15 protein-coding genes and 1 other RNA gene are annotated in these 17,371 nt (G+C 64.8%); 10 read left to right on the forward strand and 6 right to left on the reverse strand.

Features of this window, described 5'->3' with window-relative positions; genetic code table 11:
* The first annotated feature begins 1 nt into the window (after position 1).
* Together ACP15I_RS16730 and uvrC are read left to right on the forward strand one after the other, a co-directional pair.
* A complete protein-coding gene (locus tag ACP15I_RS16730) occupies positions 2–781 on the forward strand; it encodes an SDR family oxidoreductase (RefSeq protein ID WP_424975964.1) in 780 nt (259 codons plus the stop codon).
* Between the two features lie 293 nt (positions 782–1,074).
* Complete coding sequence (uvrC, locus tag ACP15I_RS16735) at positions 1,075–2,958, forward strand: excinuclease ABC subunit UvrC (RefSeq protein WP_424975965.1); 1,884 nt, start codon at positions 1,075–1,077, stop codon at positions 2,956–2,958.
* Positions 2,959–2,964: 6 nt separating this feature from the next.
* Here uvrC and recR read toward each other — a convergent pair whose 3' ends face one another.
* The 4 genes from recR to ffs all read right to left on the reverse strand — a co-directional run bounded on the left by recR (position 2,965) and on the right by ffs (position 5,969).
* On the reverse strand, positions 2,965–3,564 hold the full coding sequence (gene recR, locus ACP15I_RS16740) for a recombination mediator RecR (protein ID WP_424965442.1): 600 nt from the start codon (positions 3,562–3,564) through the stop codon (positions 2,965–2,967).
* Between the two features lie 3 nt (positions 3,565–3,567).
* Complete coding sequence (locus tag ACP15I_RS16745; protein ID WP_424975966.1) at positions 3,568–3,912, reverse strand: YbaB/EbfC family nucleoid-associated protein; 345 nt, start codon at positions 3,910–3,912, stop codon at positions 3,568–3,570.
* A 20-nt stretch (positions 3,913–3,932) separates the two neighbouring features.
* Positions 3,933–5,708 (reverse strand): DNA polymerase III subunit gamma/tau, encoded by a 1,776-nt coding sequence (locus tag ACP15I_RS16750; RefSeq protein WP_424975967.1) that lies wholly within the window; start codon positions 5,706–5,708, stop codon positions 3,933–3,935.
* Positions 5,709–5,872: 164 nt separating this feature from the next.
* Positions 5,873–5,969, reverse strand: an RNA gene (gene ffs, locus ACP15I_RS16755) — signal recognition particle sRNA small type.
* Positions 5,970–6,083: 114 nt separating this feature from the next.
* Here ffs and nudC point away from each other — a divergent pair.
* A complete protein-coding gene (gene nudC / locus ACP15I_RS16760) occupies positions 6,084–7,043 on the forward strand; it encodes an NAD(+) diphosphatase (RefSeq protein WP_424975968.1) in 960 nt (319 codons plus the stop codon).
* Between the two features lie 23 nt (positions 7,044–7,066).
* On the forward strand, positions 7,067–7,534 hold the full coding sequence (locus tag ACP15I_RS16765; RefSeq protein ID WP_424975969.1) for an SRPBCC family protein: 468 nt from the start codon (positions 7,067–7,069) through the stop codon (positions 7,532–7,534).
* Between the two features lie 30 nt (positions 7,535–7,564).
* On the opposite strand, the gene ACP15I_RS16770 is transcribed toward ACP15I_RS16765, so the two are convergent.
* Positions 7,565–8,398: a prephenate dehydratase gene (locus tag ACP15I_RS16770; RefSeq protein ID WP_424975970.1), complete on the reverse strand. Its 834-nt coding sequence runs from the start codon at positions 8,396–8,398 to the stop codon at positions 7,565–7,567.
* Positions 8,399–8,521: 123 nt separating this feature from the next.
* Between ACP15I_RS16770 and ACP15I_RS16775 the strand changes: the two genes are divergently transcribed.
* From ACP15I_RS16775 to ACP15I_RS16795, 5 genes are all read left to right on the forward strand, one after another.
* Positions 8,522–9,040: a c-type cytochrome gene (locus ACP15I_RS16775; protein ID WP_424965448.1), complete on the forward strand. Its 519-nt coding sequence runs from the start codon at positions 8,522–8,524 to the stop codon at positions 9,038–9,040.
* Between the two features lie 206 nt (positions 9,041–9,246).
* Positions 9,247–11,148 (forward strand): extracellular solute-binding protein, encoded by a 1,902-nt coding sequence (locus tag ACP15I_RS16780; protein ID WP_424975971.1) that lies wholly within the window; start codon positions 9,247–9,249, stop codon positions 11,146–11,148.
* Positions 11,149–11,152: 4 nt separating this feature from the next.
* The gene (locus tag ACP15I_RS16785) at positions 11,153–12,250 is read left to right on the forward strand and encodes a microcin C ABC transporter permease YejB (RefSeq protein ID WP_424965450.1); all 1,098 of its coding nucleotides are present in this window, start codon (positions 11,153–11,155) and stop codon (positions 12,248–12,250) included.
* Between the two features lies 1 nt (position 12,251).
* A complete protein-coding gene (locus tag ACP15I_RS16790; protein ID WP_424965451.1) occupies positions 12,252–13,436 on the forward strand; it encodes an ABC transporter permease in 1,185 nt (394 codons plus the stop codon).
* On the forward strand, positions 13,433–15,034 hold the full coding sequence (locus tag ACP15I_RS16795; RefSeq protein ID WP_424975972.1) for an ABC transporter ATP-binding protein: 1,602 nt from the start codon (positions 13,433–13,435) through the stop codon (positions 15,032–15,034). The genes ACP15I_RS16790 and ACP15I_RS16795 overlap by 4 nt, the downstream gene beginning before the upstream one ends.
* 58 nt (positions 15,035–15,092) lie before the next feature.
* On the opposite strand, the gene hemN is transcribed toward ACP15I_RS16795, so the two are convergent.
* Positions 15,093–16,454 (reverse strand): oxygen-independent coproporphyrinogen III oxidase, encoded by a 1,362-nt coding sequence (hemN, locus tag ACP15I_RS16800; RefSeq protein WP_424965453.1) that lies wholly within the window; start codon positions 16,452–16,454, stop codon positions 15,093–15,095.
* A 51-nt stretch (positions 16,455–16,505) separates the two neighbouring features.
* Here hemN and fnrL point away from each other — a divergent pair, with 51 nt between their 5' ends.
* Positions 16,506–17,255, forward strand: coding sequence for a transcriptional regulator FnrL (gene fnrL, locus ACP15I_RS16805; protein WP_424965454.1), 750 nt, complete (start codon positions 16,506–16,508; stop codon positions 17,253–17,255).
* The last annotated feature ends 116 nt before the right edge of the window (positions 17,256–17,371 follow it).

Below are 17,371 nucleotides of genomic sequence, written 5' to 3' on the forward strand. Positions count from 1 at the left end.
CATGACGAAATCGGCATTGGTCACCGGGGCGGGCAAGCGCCTCGGGGCGGCAATGGCGCTCTATCTGGCGGAGCGGGGCTATGATCTGGCCATCCATTACGCCAGTTCCGCGTCCGAGGCCGAGGCGGTGGCCGACCAGATCCGGGCGCTGGGCCGCAAGGCCGTGGCGCTGCAGGCGGACCTTCTCTCGGAGACGGATATGAGCGGGCTGGTGCCCGCGGCGGCGGCGGAACTCGGCCCTCTGAGCGTGCTGGTGAACAATGCGTCGATCTTCGAATACGACACCGTGCAGACCGCCACGCGCGAGAACTGGGACCGCCATTTCCAGAGCAACCTGCGCGCGCCCTTCGTGCTGACCCAGGCCTTTGCGGCGCAGGCCCCCGAGACCCAGACGGATGCAAACGGGGAGCCTTTGGCCAGCAGCCTCGTGATCAACCTGATCGATCAGCGGGTGCGCAAACTGACCCCGGAATTCATGACCTATACCTTGGCCAAGATGGGGCTCTGGGCCTTCACCCAGACGGCGGCACAGGCGCTCGCCCCGCAGATCCGGGTCAACGCGATCGGCCCCGGGCCGACCCTGCGCGGCGGGCGGCAATCCGAGGCGCATTTTGCCAAGCAGCGCGCCGCAACCCTGCTGGAACGGGGCGCGGACCCGGCGGGGATCACGGCGGCGCTGGGCTATTTCCTCGACGCGCCGGCAGTCACCGGGCAGCTGCTCTGCGTGGATGGTGGCCAGCATCTCGCCTGGGCCACGCCGGACGTGATCGGGGTCGAGTGACGTTGGGCCGGACAGCGCCCAAAGTCAGTTTTTTCCGCCGCACGGCCTTGACTTGTCCACGGTGCTTTCGCAGCTCAGGAAACACGTCATGATTCTGTCACAGAGTTTGACACTCGGAGTGTCAACAGAAATAAATACGTGAAAACAAATGCTTAGGGCGTTGACCATTTTTTAATCAAAGTGAAGAACCCCTAAATAATAAAAGGAAAAATCCGGTTGAAGGAAACTTGCCCCCAGAGTTATCCACACGATCCGTGGACAACCTTGGTCAAGCAATTTCACGGATGAGTGGTATGGCCGAACCTGATCAAAAAGATGCAGAAAATCCGGAGTCCCTGACTGGACATGCCTGCATCCAGGGCTACCTGCGCACGCTCGACACCTCGCCCGGCGTGTACCGGATGCTCGATGCGGAGAGTCGGGTCCTCTATGTCGGCAAGGCCCGGAACCTCAAGGCGCGCGTGTCGAATTATGCGCGGATGACGGGACATTCGGCGCGGATCGCGCGGATGATTTCCGAAACCGCATCGATGATGTTCCTGACCACCCGGACGGAGACCGAAGCGCTCCTGCTGGAACAGAACCTCATCAAGCAGCTCAAGCCCCGCTACAATGTGCTGTTGCGCGACGACAAGAGCTTTCCGAACATCCTCGTGGCCAAGGATCATGCCTTTCCGCAGATCCGGAAACATCGCGGGCGCAAGGCCGACAAGGGCGCCTATTACGGCCCCTTCGCCAGCGCAGGCGCGGTGAACCGGACGCTCAACCAGTTGCAGAAGGTGTTCCTGCTGCGGAACTGCTCGGATTCGATGTTTGCCAGCCGGACGCGGCCCTGCCTTCTCTATCAGATCAAGCGCTGTTCCGCGCCCTGCACCGGCGAGATCTCCGAGGCTGACTACGCGGCGTCGGTTAAGGATGCCGAGCGGTTCCTGTCGGGCAAGTCGACGGATGTGCAGGAAAAGCTCGCGGCGCAGATGGCCCAAGCCTCGGAAGAGATGGAGTTCGAGCGCGCCGCGGCCCTGCGCGACCGCATCCGCGCCATGACCCAGGTGCAATCGGCCCAGGGCATCAACCCGCGCACGGTGTCCGAGGCGGATGTCATCGCGCTCCATCTCGAGAGCGGGCAGGCCTGTGTGCAGGTCTTCTTCATTCGGGCGAACCAGAACTGGGGCAACCGGGATTTCTATCCGCGCACCGGCTCCGGCGCCGAGGAGCCCGAGATCCTCGAGGCGTTTCTCGGTCAGTTCTACGACCAGAAGGACCCGCCCCGGCAGATCTTGCTGAGCCACCCGATCGAGAATACCGACCTGATGGCCGCCGCTCTGACCGAGAAACTCGGTCGCAAGGTCGAGATCCTCGTGCCCCAGCGCGGCGAGAAGGCCGAGTTGATCGAGAGTGCGGCGCGCAATGCCCGCGAGAGCCTCGCCCGCAAGATGGCCGAGAGCGCGACCCAGACCAAGCTGTTGCGCGGTCTGGCCGAGGCGTTCGAGCTGGACGCGCCGCCCAAGCGGATCGAGGTCTATGACAACTCGCACATCCAGGGCACCGATGCGGTCGGCGCCATGATCGTGGCCGGGGCGGACGGGTTGCTGAAGTCGCAGTATCGCAAGTTCAACATCCGCGGCGATGACCTGACCCCGGGGGACGATTTCGGGATGATGAAGGAGGTGCTGTCTCGCCGTTTCAAGCGCCTTCTGAAGGAGGACCCGGATCGCCAGAGCGAAGCCTGGCCGGACCTCCTGCTGATCGATGGCGGCGCGGGGCAGGTCTCGGCGGTGGCCGAGATCCTTGGCGATCTCGGGGTTGAGGATGTGCCGTTCATCGGTGTCGCCAAGGGGCTCGACCGGGATGCGGGCAAGGAGGAGTTCCACCGCCCCGGCGCCCGGCCCACGGCGTTGCGCCACAACGATCCCGTGCTCTATTTCGTCCAGCGCCTGCGGGACGAGGCGCACCGCTTTGCCATCGGCACCCACCGGGCGAAACGGTCGAAATCCGTGGGGCGCACGCCGCTGGACGAGATCGCCGGGGTCGGGGCCACGCGCAAGCGCGCGCTTCTGGCGCATTTCGGCTCGGCCAAGGCCGTGAGCCGGGCGAACCTGTCGGATCTCAAGGCGGTGGACGGGATTTCCGAGGCGATGGCGCAGACGATCTACGATTTCTTCCACGCACGCGGGTAGGGCGGGCTAGAACGCTTTGCGGGCCTTCAGTGCGGCCGTGATCGTCCCGTCATCGAGATAGTCGAGCTCGCCCCCGATGGGCACGCCCTGGGCGAGGCTGGTGACGCTCGCCCCGGTCCCCTCCAGCACATCGGCGATGTAATGGGCGGTGGTCTGGCCATCCACGGTGGCGGCCAGCGCAAGGATCACCTCCGTCGCGCCCTCGCTCGTCACCCGGTCCTTGAGCTGCGGGATGCGCAGCTCCTCCGGGCCGATGGCGTCCAGCGCCGAGAGCGTGCCGCCCAGCACATGGTAGCGCCCCTTGAACACGCCCGCGCGTTCCATCGCCCAAAGATCCGCGACGTCCTCCACAACGCAGATCTCGCCCGTCGCGCGCTTTTCCGAGCTGCAGATCTCGCAGATATCCTGCGTGCCGATATTGCCGCAATTCAGACAATCCCGGGCGGAGGCGGCGACCTCCTGCATCGCGGCGCCCAGCGAGCCCAGAAGCCGCTTGTTCTTGCCCAGAAGAAACAGCACCGCGCGCCGTGCCGACCGCGGCCCCAATCCGGGCAACCGCGCCATCAGGTCGATCAGGGTTTCGATATCCTTGGGCGCGGTGCTCATGGCTCAGAAGGGCAGTTTCATGCCTTCGGGCAGGTTCAGCCCCTCGGTGACCTTGGCCATCTCTTCGCGGCCCTTGTCGAGCGCCTTGGCCTGGGCGTCCTTGATCGCGGCGAGGATCAGGTCCTCGGCGACTTCCTTCTCCTCGGGATTGAAGATCGACGGATCGATATCCAGCCCGGTCAGCTCGCCCTTGGCGGTGGCGGTGGCCTTGACCAGCCCCGCGCCGCTCTCGCCGGTGACGACCATCGTCGCGAGGTTTTCCTGCATCTCGGCCATCTTGGCCTGCATGTCCTGCGCTTGCTTCATGACCTTGGCCATGTCGCCAAGCTGTCCCAACCCTTTGAGCATTGTGAGGTTCCTTTCCGGTATCAGTCGTCTTCGAAGGGGTCCCATTCATCCTCGACCTCCGGCAGCGCCTCGATGGCGGCTTCCTGGGCCAGATCGGAATGGGAGCGAATTTCAGTGATCTTGGCCTTGGGGAAGGCCGCGAATACGGCGGCCACCATCGGATGCGCGAGGGCGGCCTTTTCCTGTTCGAGCTTTTCCGCGTCGCGGGTCTCGGCAATGGTCGGCGTGTCGGCCTCGGAGACAACGCTCACCGCCCAGCGGACCCCGGTCCATGTCTGGAGCCGTTGCGCGAGCCGCGGGGCGAGATCGCGCGGCGCGCTCTCGGTCGGGGCAAACTCGATCCGTCCGGGGCTGTAGGAGGCAAGGCGCAGGCCGCCTTCGATCTCGACCAGCAGTTTGACGTCCCGGCGGGTACGGATCAATTCGACCACATCCTGAAACCGGCCATACCGGGCAAGGGCGTCCTCGGCAGGGGCGGCCATGGCCAGTGCGGGGCCGGCGGCCCCCTGCGCGCTGACCCCACCACCGGCGGGGGCCGCGCCGCTCTGTTGCGTGCGGGCGCGCGCCGTGGTGCCGCCACCGCCTTGCGGGGCGGGCGCACCGCCGCCTGCGGGCCCCGGGGGCACCGGCGTGTTCTGCAGCTTGCGCACCAGATCCTCGGGGGAGGGCAGGTCGGCCACATGGGTCAGCCGGATGATCGCCATCTCAGCGGCCATCATGGCGTTGGGGCTGATCGCAACCTCCTCCAGCGCCTTGAGCAGCATCTGCCACATCCGGGTCATGGCCCGCATGGGCAGGGCCTCGGCGGCGGCTTGTCCCCTGGCGCGTTCATCGGGGCTGACCGTGGGGTCCTCGGCGGCTTCGGGCGTGATCTTGATGACCGAGACCCAGTGGGTGACCTCGGCCAGATCGCGCAGCACCGCCATCGGGTCGGCCCCGTCGGAATACTGGGCCGACAGTTCGGTCAAGGCCCCCGCCGCATCGCCGCGCATCACCAGATCAAAGAGGTCCATCACCCGTCCGCGATCCGCCAGCCCCAGCATCGCGCGGACCTGCTCGGCCGTGGTCTCGCCCGCGCCATGGCTGATCGCCTGATCCAGCAGGCTCATGGCGTCGCGCACCGAGCCTTCGGCGGCCCGGGTGATCAGGGCCAGCGCATCCTCGGCGATCTCGGCCTTTTCCAGATCCGAGATCCGGCGCAGATGGGCGATCATCACCTCCGGCTCGATCCGGCGCAGGTCGAACCGCTGGCACCGGCTGAGCACGGTGACGGGGACCTTGCGGATCTCGGTGGTGGCGAAAATGAACTTCACATGGGCGGGGGGCTCTTCGAGCGTCTTGAGCAGCGCGTTGAACGCGCTGGTCGAGAGCATGTGCACCTCGTCGATGATGAAGATCTTGTAGCGCGCCGAGGCTGGGGCGTAATGCACCGAATCAAGGACATTGGCGCGGATGTCGTCGATCTTGGTCTGGCTCGCGCCATCCATCTCGATCACGTCCACATGCTGGCCCGCCATGATGCCCCGGCAATTGTCGCATTGCCCGCAGGGATCCGTGGTCGGCCCGCCCGCGCCATCGGGGCCGGTGCAGTTCATGCCCTTGGCGATGATCCGCGCCGTGGTGGTTTTCCCGGTGCCGCGAATGCCGGTCATCATGAAGGCCTGGGCGATCCGGTCCGCCTGAAACGCATTGCGCAGGGTCCGGACCATGGCGTCCTGTCCGATCAGGTCTGCAAAGGTTGCCGGACGGTATTTCCGCGCCAGCACCTGATAGCCGTTCTCGTCGGTCTCGCTCATATCGCCCCGTCTGACTCGCCCACGCCGCAAGGTAGGCGGGCGCAGGGCCGAGGTCCAGCGCCGTGGCCCATTCCGGACGTCGCGGTCGCCCGGGTGGGCGCATTCGGGGCGTTTGCAGGCCGGCGCGGTGGGCGCGCATGCTGAATATCGGCGAAAGGGGAAAAGGTGAGAGGCTGGACAACGACCCAAGCGGGGCTCGTTACGGCTGCTTCCTTCCGGATCTGACCGGGTTGGCGAGGCGCTCGCCCGCGCCAACCTCTCGACCGGGTATATACGGATCCGAAGCCCCTGCCGCAAGAGGGTGTTCCGCGCGGGCAATTGTGTGTCGCGGGCAGACATGGCAAGGATCGGGAACCCCATTGGAAGGCCCCCCGCATGCCCTTTGAAGATCAGATCACCTTTGGAACCTCCGGCCTTGACCGCGCGGCCCATCTGCGGGGCGATGCCGAGGCGCTGGCCCGGCTGGCGGCGGACCCGGCGGCGCGGTCTTTCGCCTTCTGGCGCGGCAAGCCCCTGATCGGCCCCAACGGGCTTGTTGCGCTGCCGCTGGTGCATCCGGTCTTTGCAACGGCGACCGAGGCCCCGATTTTCCTCGGGCTCGACGAGGCGGGGCCGCGCTTTGCCCGGGATCTCTCGGGCTGGGAGCCGCCGGAGCCCACGGGCGAGCTCGACAGCTTTCTCGATCGCAGCGAGCAGCAGCATCCGGACCTGCCCGAGGGCGAGGTCTTTGCCGAGCTGCGCGGGATCATGACCCGGCTCACCCGGCGCGAGGCGGAGTTCGCGGCCTCTGCCCGGCAGGTGATGGAATGGCACCGGACCCACAGCTTCTGTTCCATGTGCGGGACGGCCTCCGAGGTGACCATGGGCGGCTGGCAGCGCCAGTGCCCGTCCTGCGGGCGGCATCATTTCCCGCGCACGGACCCGGTGGTGATCATGCTCATCACCCATGGCAACAAGGTGCTTCTGGGCCGTTCGCCCGGCTGGCCCGAGGGGATGTATTCCCTGCTGGCGGGGTTCATCGAGCCCGGCGAGACCATGGAGGCCGCCGTGCGCCGCGAAGTGTTCGAAGAGGCGGGTGTCCGTGTCGGCGCAGTGCGCTATCTCGCATCGCAGCCCTGGCCCTATCCGGCGTCGCTCATGATGGGATGCGCGGGCGAGGCGATCAGCGAGGAGATCACGATTGATCCCGTCGAGATCGAGGATGCGATCTGGATGAGCCGCGAAGAGCTCTTGCAGGTCTTCATGGGCGCGCATCCCAAGATGCGCGAGCCGCGCAAGGGCGCGATTGCCCATAGCCTGCTGACGGCCTGGCTGTCGGATCGGGCGGGCGACTGACGAGAACGGAGACAGAGGACGCGATGCAGTTCAAAGCCTCAGAGGTGGTGACCGGCCCGGTCGAGGATGTGTTCGCAGGGCTCAGCGACATGGCCCATTACGAGCGGATGGCGCTGGAAAACGGGATCGAGGTCAAGCGGCTCGACAAGCTGCCGCGCCCGGGGCCCGGCATGCGCTGGCAGATCCCGTTTCGGGCCCGGGGACGCGACCGGATCGCCGAGATGACGCTCGTGACGCTCCATGCGCCGCAGAAGATGCGGTTCGAAGGGGCGGTGCAGGGGCTGCAATTCGAGGTCGATGTGTTGGCCGAGGCGCTGGACCGGAATGCCACCGAGATCACCGTGGCGACCAAGACGCGGGCCAAGTCGATCACCGCCAAGGTCCTGTTGCAATCCATGAAGCTGGCGCGGGACAGCCTCAACAAGGGCTACCGCCAACGGGTGCGCAAGGCCCTGCGCCAGCTCGAAGACCGGCTCCACGCCGGGGGCTAGGGCGGGGCGGCCCCTGCGGGCCCGCCGCGCTCAGTCGCGCCGCAGATCCGCCGGGTAAACCCCGAGAATCTCCAGCCGCGAGGTGAAATAGCCCAGCTCTTCGAGGGCGAGCTGGACATTCTTGTCCTCCGGATGTCCCTCGATATCCGCATAGAACTGGGTCGCGGTGAAGGAGCCGCCGACCATGTAGCTCTCGAGCTTGGTCATGTTGATGCCATTGGTCGCGAACCCGCCCATCGCCTTGTAGAGCGCGGCGGGGATGTTGCGCACCTCGAAGACGAAAGAGGTGATCATCTTGCCCGGTCCCCGTCGGGACAGGTTCATCTCGGGGGCCATGATCAGGAACCGGGTGGTGTTGTTGTCATGGTCCTCGATATGACGCGCCAGCACGTCCAGCCCGTAGATCTCGCCCGCAAGTTCCGAGGCCAGCGCGGCCTGCGCCGGATCGCCGGTCTGGGCGACCTGCATAGCGGATCCGGCCGTGTCCGCACCGGTTACCGCGTGGATCCCGTGTTCTTGCAAAAAGCCGCGGCACTGGCCGAGCAGCACCGTGTGGCTCTGGGCCGAGTGGACCTGATCCAGCGTCGTGCCGGGCACGGCCAGCAGGTTGATATGCACGCGCACAAAGGCTTCTTCGATGATATGGAGCCCGCTTTCGGGCAACAGACGGTGGATATCGGCGACCCGGCCATAGGTCGAATTCTCCACCGGGAGCATGCCCAGCTCGCAGGTCCCGTCATGCACGGCGGCAAAGACATCCTCGAAGGTCCGGCACGGAACGGCTTCGGCGTCGGGGCGGGCATCGTGGCAGGCCTGGTGCGAATAGGCGCCGGGTTCCCCCTGAAATGCGATTTTGACTGTCATGGCGGGCCTCTGTCAGACGCCCGTCCAAGGTTCAGTCGGGCGTTTGGTCGCGGTATCTATACCTTGCCCTCGGGGAGGGGAAGCCATAGTTACCGTGCAAATCTTGCAGCTGGTGGTAGCAACATGTTCGATACTATGACGATGACAAAGGTTGTGGGTGGCTTCTGCGGCGCGCTCCTCGTGTTCCTGTTGGGCAGTTGGGCGGGCGGAATCCTCTACGGCACCTATGGTGGCGGCCACGGGGATGACCACGCCCAAGCCTATTCCATCGACACAGGTGAGAGCGACGCCGTCGTCGAAGAAGTCGTCGAAATCCCCTTTGCCGAGGTGTATGCCGCTGCCGATGCCGGCGCGGGCGAGCGCCTGTGGCGCCAGTGCCAGGCCTGCCACAAGCTGGAGCCGGGCGCGAATGGCGTTGGCCCCTATCTGCACGGCATCGTTGGCCGGCCCAAGCATGCCGCCGACGGCTATTCCTATTCCGATGGCCTGCTGGCCACGACCGGCGACTGGTCCCCGGAAAACCTCAGCTCGTTCATCGAGAACCCGAAGGAATACGCCCCGGGCACCAAGATGGCCTATCGCGGCATGGGCAAGGCCGAGGATCGCGCCAACCTGATCGCCTATCTGGCTACGTTCCAGTAACGAAGCCACAGGTTCACAATGCCGGAGGCCGCCGCGAGGTGGCCTCTTTTTTTGTGGCCGCCGGGACTCCGTTTTTTGTTTTTTGCTCGCGGCGGCATACTTCCTCGTGAAATGCAGGTGAGAAGGCTTGAAAGACCCGCGCGCGGCTCTTTAGCTTTAAGGACGGGCACGCCAGTGCCGCCATTGACACGTTCAGGAGGACATTCATGCGACATGCCAAGGCGCCCACCGGCGAGGTGACATCCCCAACTGACAGCCTCTCGCGCTGGACCGCTCCGCTTGCGCTGGGCACCGCGATGGCGCTGGCCGCGCTGCCGGCGCAGGCCGAGATGATCACCGCCCATGGCATTTCCACCTTTGGCGATTTGAAATACGCCGCCGATTTCCCGCATCTGGATTACGTGAACCCGGACGCGCCCAAGGGGGGCGAAATCTCGGTCTGGGCCTTCGGGTCCTTCGATTCCATGAACCCCTACACGCTCAAGGGGCGTGCGGCGGGTCTGTCCTCGGTGTTCTTCGAAAGCCTGATGGCAGGCACCGCCGACGAGATCGGCGCGGTCTATTGCCTGCTCTGCGAGACGATCAGCTATCCCGAAGACCGCTCGGAGGTGACCTTCACCCTGCGCGAGGGCATCACCTTCTCCGATGGCTCCCCCCTGAATGCCAGCGACGTGGTTTTCTCCTATGATCTGCTGCTGACCAAGGGCCTGCCCTCTTTCCGCGCGCAGCTTGCCCAGAAGGTCGAGAGCGCCGAGGCGCTGGATGACCGCACGGTGCGCTTTGTCTTCAAGCAGGACATCCCGACCCGCGACCTGATCTCGGATGTGGGCGCGCTGCCGGTCTTCTCCGAGGCGTTCTACACCGAGAATGATCGCGATTTCGAAGAGACCTCGCTGGAGCCGCTGCTGGGCTCGGGGCCTTACGTGCTGGGGCGGATGGATGTGGGCCAGACCGTGGTCTACACCCGCGACACGGATTACTGGGGCGCGGATCTGCCGCTCAATATCGGGCGGAACAATTTCAACGCGATCCGGATCGAGTATTACGCCGACTACAACGCCGCGTTCGAGGGCTTCAAGGGCGGCACCTACACCTTCCGGAACGAGGCCTCGTCCAAGATCTGGGCCACGGGCTATGACTTTCCCGCCATTCAGGAGGGCTCGGTGATCAAGGCCGAGCTGCCAAATGGTGCCAAGGCCACGGGCCAGGCCTGGGTGTTCAACCTGCGCCGCCCGCAATTCCAGGACCCCCGCGTCCGCGAGGCCCTGGGCATGATGTTCAACTTCGAATGGTCGAACGAGACGCTGTTCTATGGCATCTACGACTACGTCGACAGCTTTTGGGACAATTCCGAGCTGGAGGCGACGGGCCTGCCCAGCGAGGGCGAGATCGCCCTGTTGCAGCCGCTGGTCGATGACGGGCTTCTGGAGGCGAACATCCTGACCTCCGAGCCGTTCAGCTTCCCGCGTTCAGGCGCGCGGCAGCTTGATCGGGGCAACCTGCGCGCCGCCTCGCGTCTGCTGGACGAGGCGGGCTGGGAGGTGGGCGATGACGGTCTGCGCCGCAAGGATGGCGAGGTGCTGTCCATCGAGTTCCTCAATGACAGCCAGACCTTCGACCGGGTGATCAACCCCTATGTCGAGAACCTCAAGCGGCTCGGCGTCGATGCCCGCCATACGCGGATCGACAATGCGCAGATGACCCTGCGCGAGCGCCCGCCCTCTTATGATTTCGACATCGTGACTGCGTTCATGTCCACCGACTACATCCCGGGCAGCAACCTGCGGCAGTTCTACGGCTCCGAGACCGCTGATACCTCGACCTTCAACAAGATGGGCATCCAGTCCGAAGCGATCGACCGGATGATCAATGTGGTGCTCGACGCCCAAAGCCAGGAGGAGCTGACCACCGCCGTCCACGCGCTCGACCGGGTGCTGCGGGCTGAGAAGTTCTGGGTGCCGCAATGGAACAAGAACACCCATACGGTGGCCTATTACGACATGTATGAGCATCCCGAGACCCTGCCGCCGTTCGCGCTGGGCAATCTGGATTTCTGGTGGTTCAACGCCGAGAAGGCCGAGGCCCTGCGGGCCAAGGGCGCGCTGTAACCCCATGGGAGCCTATATCCTGCGCCGTCTGGCGCTGATCATTCCGACCCTGTTCGGCATTATGCTGATCAATTTCGCGCTGACCCAGTTCGTGCCCGGCGGCCCGGTGGAACAGGTGCTGGCCCAGCTCGATGGCGGCGGCGACGTGTTCCAGAACATCGCCGGCGGCGGAGATGCCGGTGGGGATGTGGGCGCAGGGGCAAGTGCCACGGGCGATGACCGTTATCTCGGCTCGCGCGGACTGCCCCCTGAATTCATCGCCGAGCTTGAGGCGCAGTTCGGCTTCGACAAGCCACCCCATATCCGCTTTCTGAACATGATGTGGGATTACATGCGCTTCGATTTCGGCGAGAGCTATTTCCGCTCGATCAGCGTTGTAGATCTGGTCATCGAGAAAATGCCGGTCTCGATCACGCTCGGGCTCTGGTCCACGCTGATCGCCTATCTGGTCTCGATCCCCTTGGGCATCCGCAAAGCCGTGCGCGATGGGTCGAGCTTTGATACATGGACCTCGGGCCTGATCATCGTGGCCTATGCCATCCCCGGGTTCCTCTTCGCGATCCTGCTGCTGGTCCTGTTCGCCGGTGGCTCCTATTTTCAATGGTTCCCGCTGCGCGGCCTGACCTCTGACAATTTCGACGAGCTGAGCGCGCTGGGCAAGGTGGGCGACTACCTGTGGCACATCACGCTGCCGGTGCTGGCCTCGACCATCTCGGCCTTTGCCACGCTGACGCTGCTGACCAAGAACAGCTTCCTCGATGAGATCAAGAAGCAATACGTGATCACCGCCAAGGCCAAGGGGCTGGGCGAAAGCCAGGTGCTCTACGGGCATGTGTTCCGCAACGCCATGCTGATCGTCATCGCGGGCTTTCCGGCAGTGTTCGTGTCGGTCTTTTTCGGCGGCTCGCTGATCATCGAGACGATCTTCAGCCTCGACGGGCTGGGCCGCATGGGCTTCGAGGCGGCCGTGGCGCGGGATTATCCGGTGATCTTCGGCACGCTCTTCGTGTTCGGCCTGATCGGGCTCCTGATGGGGCTGGTCTCGGACCTGATGTATGTGTGGATCGATCCGCGGATCGATTTCGCCTCGAGGGAGACGTAACATGGCCCTCGCCGAAGACACCCGTCCCGATGACGCGTCGCCCACAGGTCCCGTGGTCGCGCCGGAAAAGAAATCCCGTTTCGGCCTGTCGCCCCTCGGCCAGCGCCGCTGGCGGAACTTCAAGGCGAACCGCCGGGCCTATTGGTCCCTGATCCTGTTCGGTGCGCTTTTCATCCTGTCGCTCTTTGCCGAGCTGATCGCGAACGACAAGCCGATCATCGTCAGCTATCAGGGCGAGCTGCACTTTCCGGTGACCCAGTTCTACCCGGAGACCGCCTTTGGCGGGGATTTCCGCACCGAGGCGGTCTACCGCGATGCAGAGGTGCAATGCCTGATCATCTCCGGTGGGCTGGAGGATTGCTTCGACGACCCGGACGGCATCATCGAAGATGCGCAGGATGGCGAGGTCGGCGGAGTCGAGATCGACAAGGGCTGGCTGCTCTGGCCGCTGATCCCCTATAGCTATGACACGATCAACGACATTCAGGGGACAGCCCCCTCAGCCCCGGATGCGAACCACTGGCTGGGCACCGACGACACGGCCCGCGATGTGCTGGCCCGGGTGATCTACGGGTTCCGGCTGTCGGTGGCGTTTGCGCTGGTGGTGACCTTCCTGACCTCGGTGATCGGGATCTCCGCTGGGGCGATTCAGGGCTATTTCGGTGGCCTCACGGACCTGATCTTTCAGCGGATCATCGAGCTTTGGGGGGCGACGCCCAGCCTCTATATCATCATCATCGTGGCGGCGATCTTCCAGATGAATTTCTGGCTTCTGGTGTTCCTCATGGTGCTCTTTGGCTGGACGGCGCTGGTGGGCGTGGTGCGCGCCGAGTTCCTGCGCGCGCGCAATTTCGAATATGTCCGCGCGGCTCGGGCGCTGGGGGTGTCCAACGCCAAGATTATGTTCCGCCATGTGCTGCCCAACGCGATGGTGGCCACGGTCACCATGCTACCCTTCATCGTCACGGGCACCGTAGGCTCGCTGGCCACGCTCGACTTCCTCGGCTTCGGCCTGCCATCCTCGGCGCCGTCCCTGGGTGAGCTGACCTTGCAGGCCAAGCAGAACCTGCAGGCCCCGTGGCTCGGCTTCACGGCCTTCTTCACCTTCGCGATCATGCTGTCGCTGATGGTGTTCGTCTTCGAGGGCATCCGCGACGCCTTTGACCCCAGAAAGACCTTCTCATGAGCGATGCAGTCCTTCAGGTGCGCGACCTGCGCGTGGCCTTCCGGCAGGACGGGCAGGTTTCCGAGGCGGTCAAGGGCGTCAGCTTCGACGTGGCCAATGGCGAGACCGTGGCGCTGGTGGGCGAAAGCGGTTCGGGCAAATCCGTGACCGCGCTGAGCACCGTCTCGCTTTTGCCCGAGGCCGCCGAGGTGTCGGGATCGATCCAGTATGGCGGCCGCGAGATGGTCGGCGCGCCCGAGGCCGAGCTGCGCAAGGTACGCGGCAACTCGGTGAGCTTCATCTTTCAGGAGCCCATGACCTCGCTCAACCCGCTTCACCCGCTGGAAAAGCAGATCACCGAGAGCCTGACCCTGCATCAGGGGCTGACCGGGGATGCGGCCCGGGCCCGGGTGATCGACCTGCTGGAAAAGGTCGGGATCCGCGATGCCGAGAGCCGTCTGGGGGCCTATCCGCACCAGCTCTCGGGGGGGCAGCGGCAGCGCGTGATGATCGCCATGGCGCTGGCCAATGGGCCGCATCTGCTGATTGCGGATGAGCCGACCACGGCGCTCGACGTGACGATTCAGGCGCAGATCCTCGATCTTCTGGCGGAACTCAAGGCTTCCGAGGGGATGAGCCTGCTGTTCATCACCCATGACCTGACCATCGTGCGGCGGATCGCGGACCGGGTCTGCGTGATGCAGGGCGGCGAGATCGTCGAGACCGGCCCCACGGCCGAGATCTTTGCCAATCCGCAGCACCCCTATACCCGCAAACTGCTGGCGGCCGAACCCTCTGGCCAGCCCGATCCGGTGCCCGAGGCCGCGCCGGTCGTAGCCGAGACCCAGAACCTCAAGGTCTGGTTCCCGATCCAACGCGGCATCCTGCGCCGCACCGTGGGCCATGTGAAGGCTGTCAATGACGCCACACTGGACGTGCGCGCGGGCGAGACCCTCGGCATTGTCGGCGAGAGCGGGTCGGGCAAGACGACCCTTGCCCTGGCGATCCTGCGGCTGATCTCGTCCGAGGGGCAGATCGTCTATGCGGGCGAGAACATCCAGGGCTGGAAATCACGCGAGCTGCGCCGGCTGCGCAAGGATATGCAGGTCGTGTTTCAGGACCCCTATGGCAGTCTCAGCCCGCGCCTGACCATTGCCCAGATTATTGCCGAAGGGCTTGGCGTTCACGGCAATCCCGATGGCCGCGACCCGCGGGAGCTGGTGGCGGAGATCCTCGTGGAGGTCGGGCTCGATCCGACGATGATGGACCGGTATCCGCATGAGTTCTCGGGCGGGCAGCGGCAACGGATCGCGATCGCCCGGGCGATGATCCTGCGGCCCAAGCTGGTGGTGCTGGACGAGCCGACCTCGGCGCTGGACATGACCGTGCAGGTGCAGATCGTCGAGCTTCTGCGCGAGCTGCAACGGAAATACGGGCTGGCTTACATCTTCATCAGCCACGACCTGAAGGTCGTGCGGGCCTTGAGCCACAAGGTGATCGTGATGAAGCAGGGCGATGTGGTCGAGATGGGCGAAGGCACTCAGATTTTCGAGCAGCCAAGCTCGGATTACACCAAGGAATTGCTGGCGGCGGCCTTCATGGATCGCGGGGCGGCCTGACCCAGAGGGTCAGGCCGGTCGCGAGGGCTCGGGCAGGGAGGAGCGCCCGTCCCTCGTATCAGGTCGCGATCGAGTGGCTGCCCGCAGGGGCCTCGTAGCCGTCGAAGGCGCGCGCGATCATCCGTGTCAGGGGCTGCGCCCGTTGCGGAACGGTCAGGGTGAGCCGCTCGCGATCTGCGAGGACCATGCCCTCGAACTGATCGACGGCGTTCTGGAACATCTCCCACAGCCGGGCCTCGGTCACGGCGAATTCCTGCAAAAGCGCTTTCCCGTCGATCCGGAAATCGCACATGACCATCTCGATCATCCGCGCCCGGAGCAGGTCGTCCCCGGCAAAGCCGTGGCCCCGGGCCGTGGCGAATTGCCCGGCGCGGATGGCTTTCTGGTACTGGGCCGTGCCGCTGGCGTTCTGCGCATAGCCTTGCGGGAACCGCGAGATCGCAGAGGCGCCGAGCCCGATCAGAACCGAGGCCGTATCATCCGTGTAGCCCTGGAAGTTCCGGCGCAGCTTGCCGTCCTGCGCCGCCCGCGCCAGCCCGTCCGAGGCATGGGCGAAATGGTCGATGCCGATCTCGGCGTAATTGTCCCAGCGGAACAGCCGCCGCGCGGTATCAAAGAGCTCCAGCCGGGCTTCGGGGGTCGGCAGGGCCTCATTCGGGATCAGGTTCTGCCGCCGCGCCATCCAGGGCACATGGGCATAGCCATAGAGCGCGACACGGTCGGGCTGCAGTGACAGCAGCTTTTGCACCGAGTCGGTGATCTTGGCACCGGTCTGGAAAGGCAGACCGTAGAGGATATCGGTGTTCAGGCTCAGGATGCCGCGCGCCCGAAGGCCCAGCACCGTCGCCTCGGTCACCTCGAAGCTTTGCTCCCGGCCGATCGCCTTCTGGATTTCGGGGTCGAAATCCTGCACCCCGATGGAGGCGCGGTTCATCCCCGCAGCGGCCAGCGCGTCGAGCCGGGCCTCGTCAATCTCGTTCGGATCGATCTCGACCGAGAACTCGGCCGTCTCCGTGCGCGGTGCCACGTCGAACATGGCCGCGGCCAAATCGCGCATCATGTCCGGTTTCAGCAGGGTTGGCGTGCCGCCACCCCAGTGGATCCGGGACAGGCGTACCCCCTCGGGCAGGGCCTGCCGGAGCATCGCGATTTCGGCCTTGAGCGTCTCGACATAGGCGCGCACGGGCTCGTCATTTTGCGTGCCCTGGGTCCTGCAGGCGCAGAACCAGCACAGGCGCCGACAAAACGGAACATGCGCATAGAGCGAGATCTCGGTGCCCGGCGCAATGCCGGAGACCCAATCGGTGAAGTGCGCTGCCGAGACCGTTTTCGAAAAATGCGTCGCCGTGGGGTAGCTGGTGTACCGCGGAACGCGAGCGTCAAAAAGGCCCAAGCGCGAAAGTTGCGTTTTGGTGTCCATTCCCCTAGGATGAGCTACCGACCTTCCCGCGTCCTTGACCCAGATCAATCTATGACGGCGACCAGCCAAACCATTCAACTGAATAAGGATTGTTCCGATTGCCCGATCCGGCATCGGGCGGTCTGCGCGCGGTGTGAAACCGACGAGCTCGAGCTGCTCGAGAGCATGAAATACTATCGTGATTTCGAGGCGGGACAGACCATTGTGTGGTCCGGGGATGAGCTGAATTTCGTGGCCTCCGTCGTGGATGGAATCGCGTCTCTGAGCCAGACGATGGAGGATGGCCGCCGCCAGATGGTGGGGCTGTTGTTGCCGTCGGATTTCATGGGACGGCCCGGTCGTCGCTATGCGCCCTACGATGTAACGGCGAGCACCAAGGTCACGCTCTGCTGCTTCCGTCGCGGCCCGTTCGAGCAGATGATGAACTCGACCCCCCATGTCGCGCAGCGCCTGCTGGAGATGACCCTGGACGAGCTGGATGCGGCGCGGGAGTGGATGCTGCTGCTCGGGCGCAAGACCGCGCGCGAGAAGATCGCCAGCCTGATTGCCATCATCGCCCGCCGGAACGCGGCGATTGCCCAGCATGATCATGCCTCGTCCTTTACCTTCGAGCTGCCTATGACTCGCGAGGCCATGGCCGATTATCTCGGTCTGACCCTTGAGACGGTGAGCCGCCAGGTCTCTGCCCTGAAGCGGGACGGGGTGATCGCCCTGCGCGGCAAACGCGAGGTCACGATCCCGGATTTCAACCGCCTTCTGGACGAAACAGGCGATGATTCCGATGGCGGCCCGCTGGTCTGACACGGCGCGTTTCGACCCCGGTTCGGCCTGTTCAAAACGCTGAAATCTGACCTTTTCAAGTGTATCGCGCGCTTGATCCCCGTCAATTTGCCCTCTGTGCATAGCGGGCAACCGGT

The sequence above is a fragment of the Dinoroseobacter sp. S124A genome (assembly GCF_049801015.1).
Taxonomy (GTDB): domain Bacteria; phylum Pseudomonadota; class Alphaproteobacteria; order Rhodobacterales; family Rhodobacteraceae; genus Dinoroseobacter.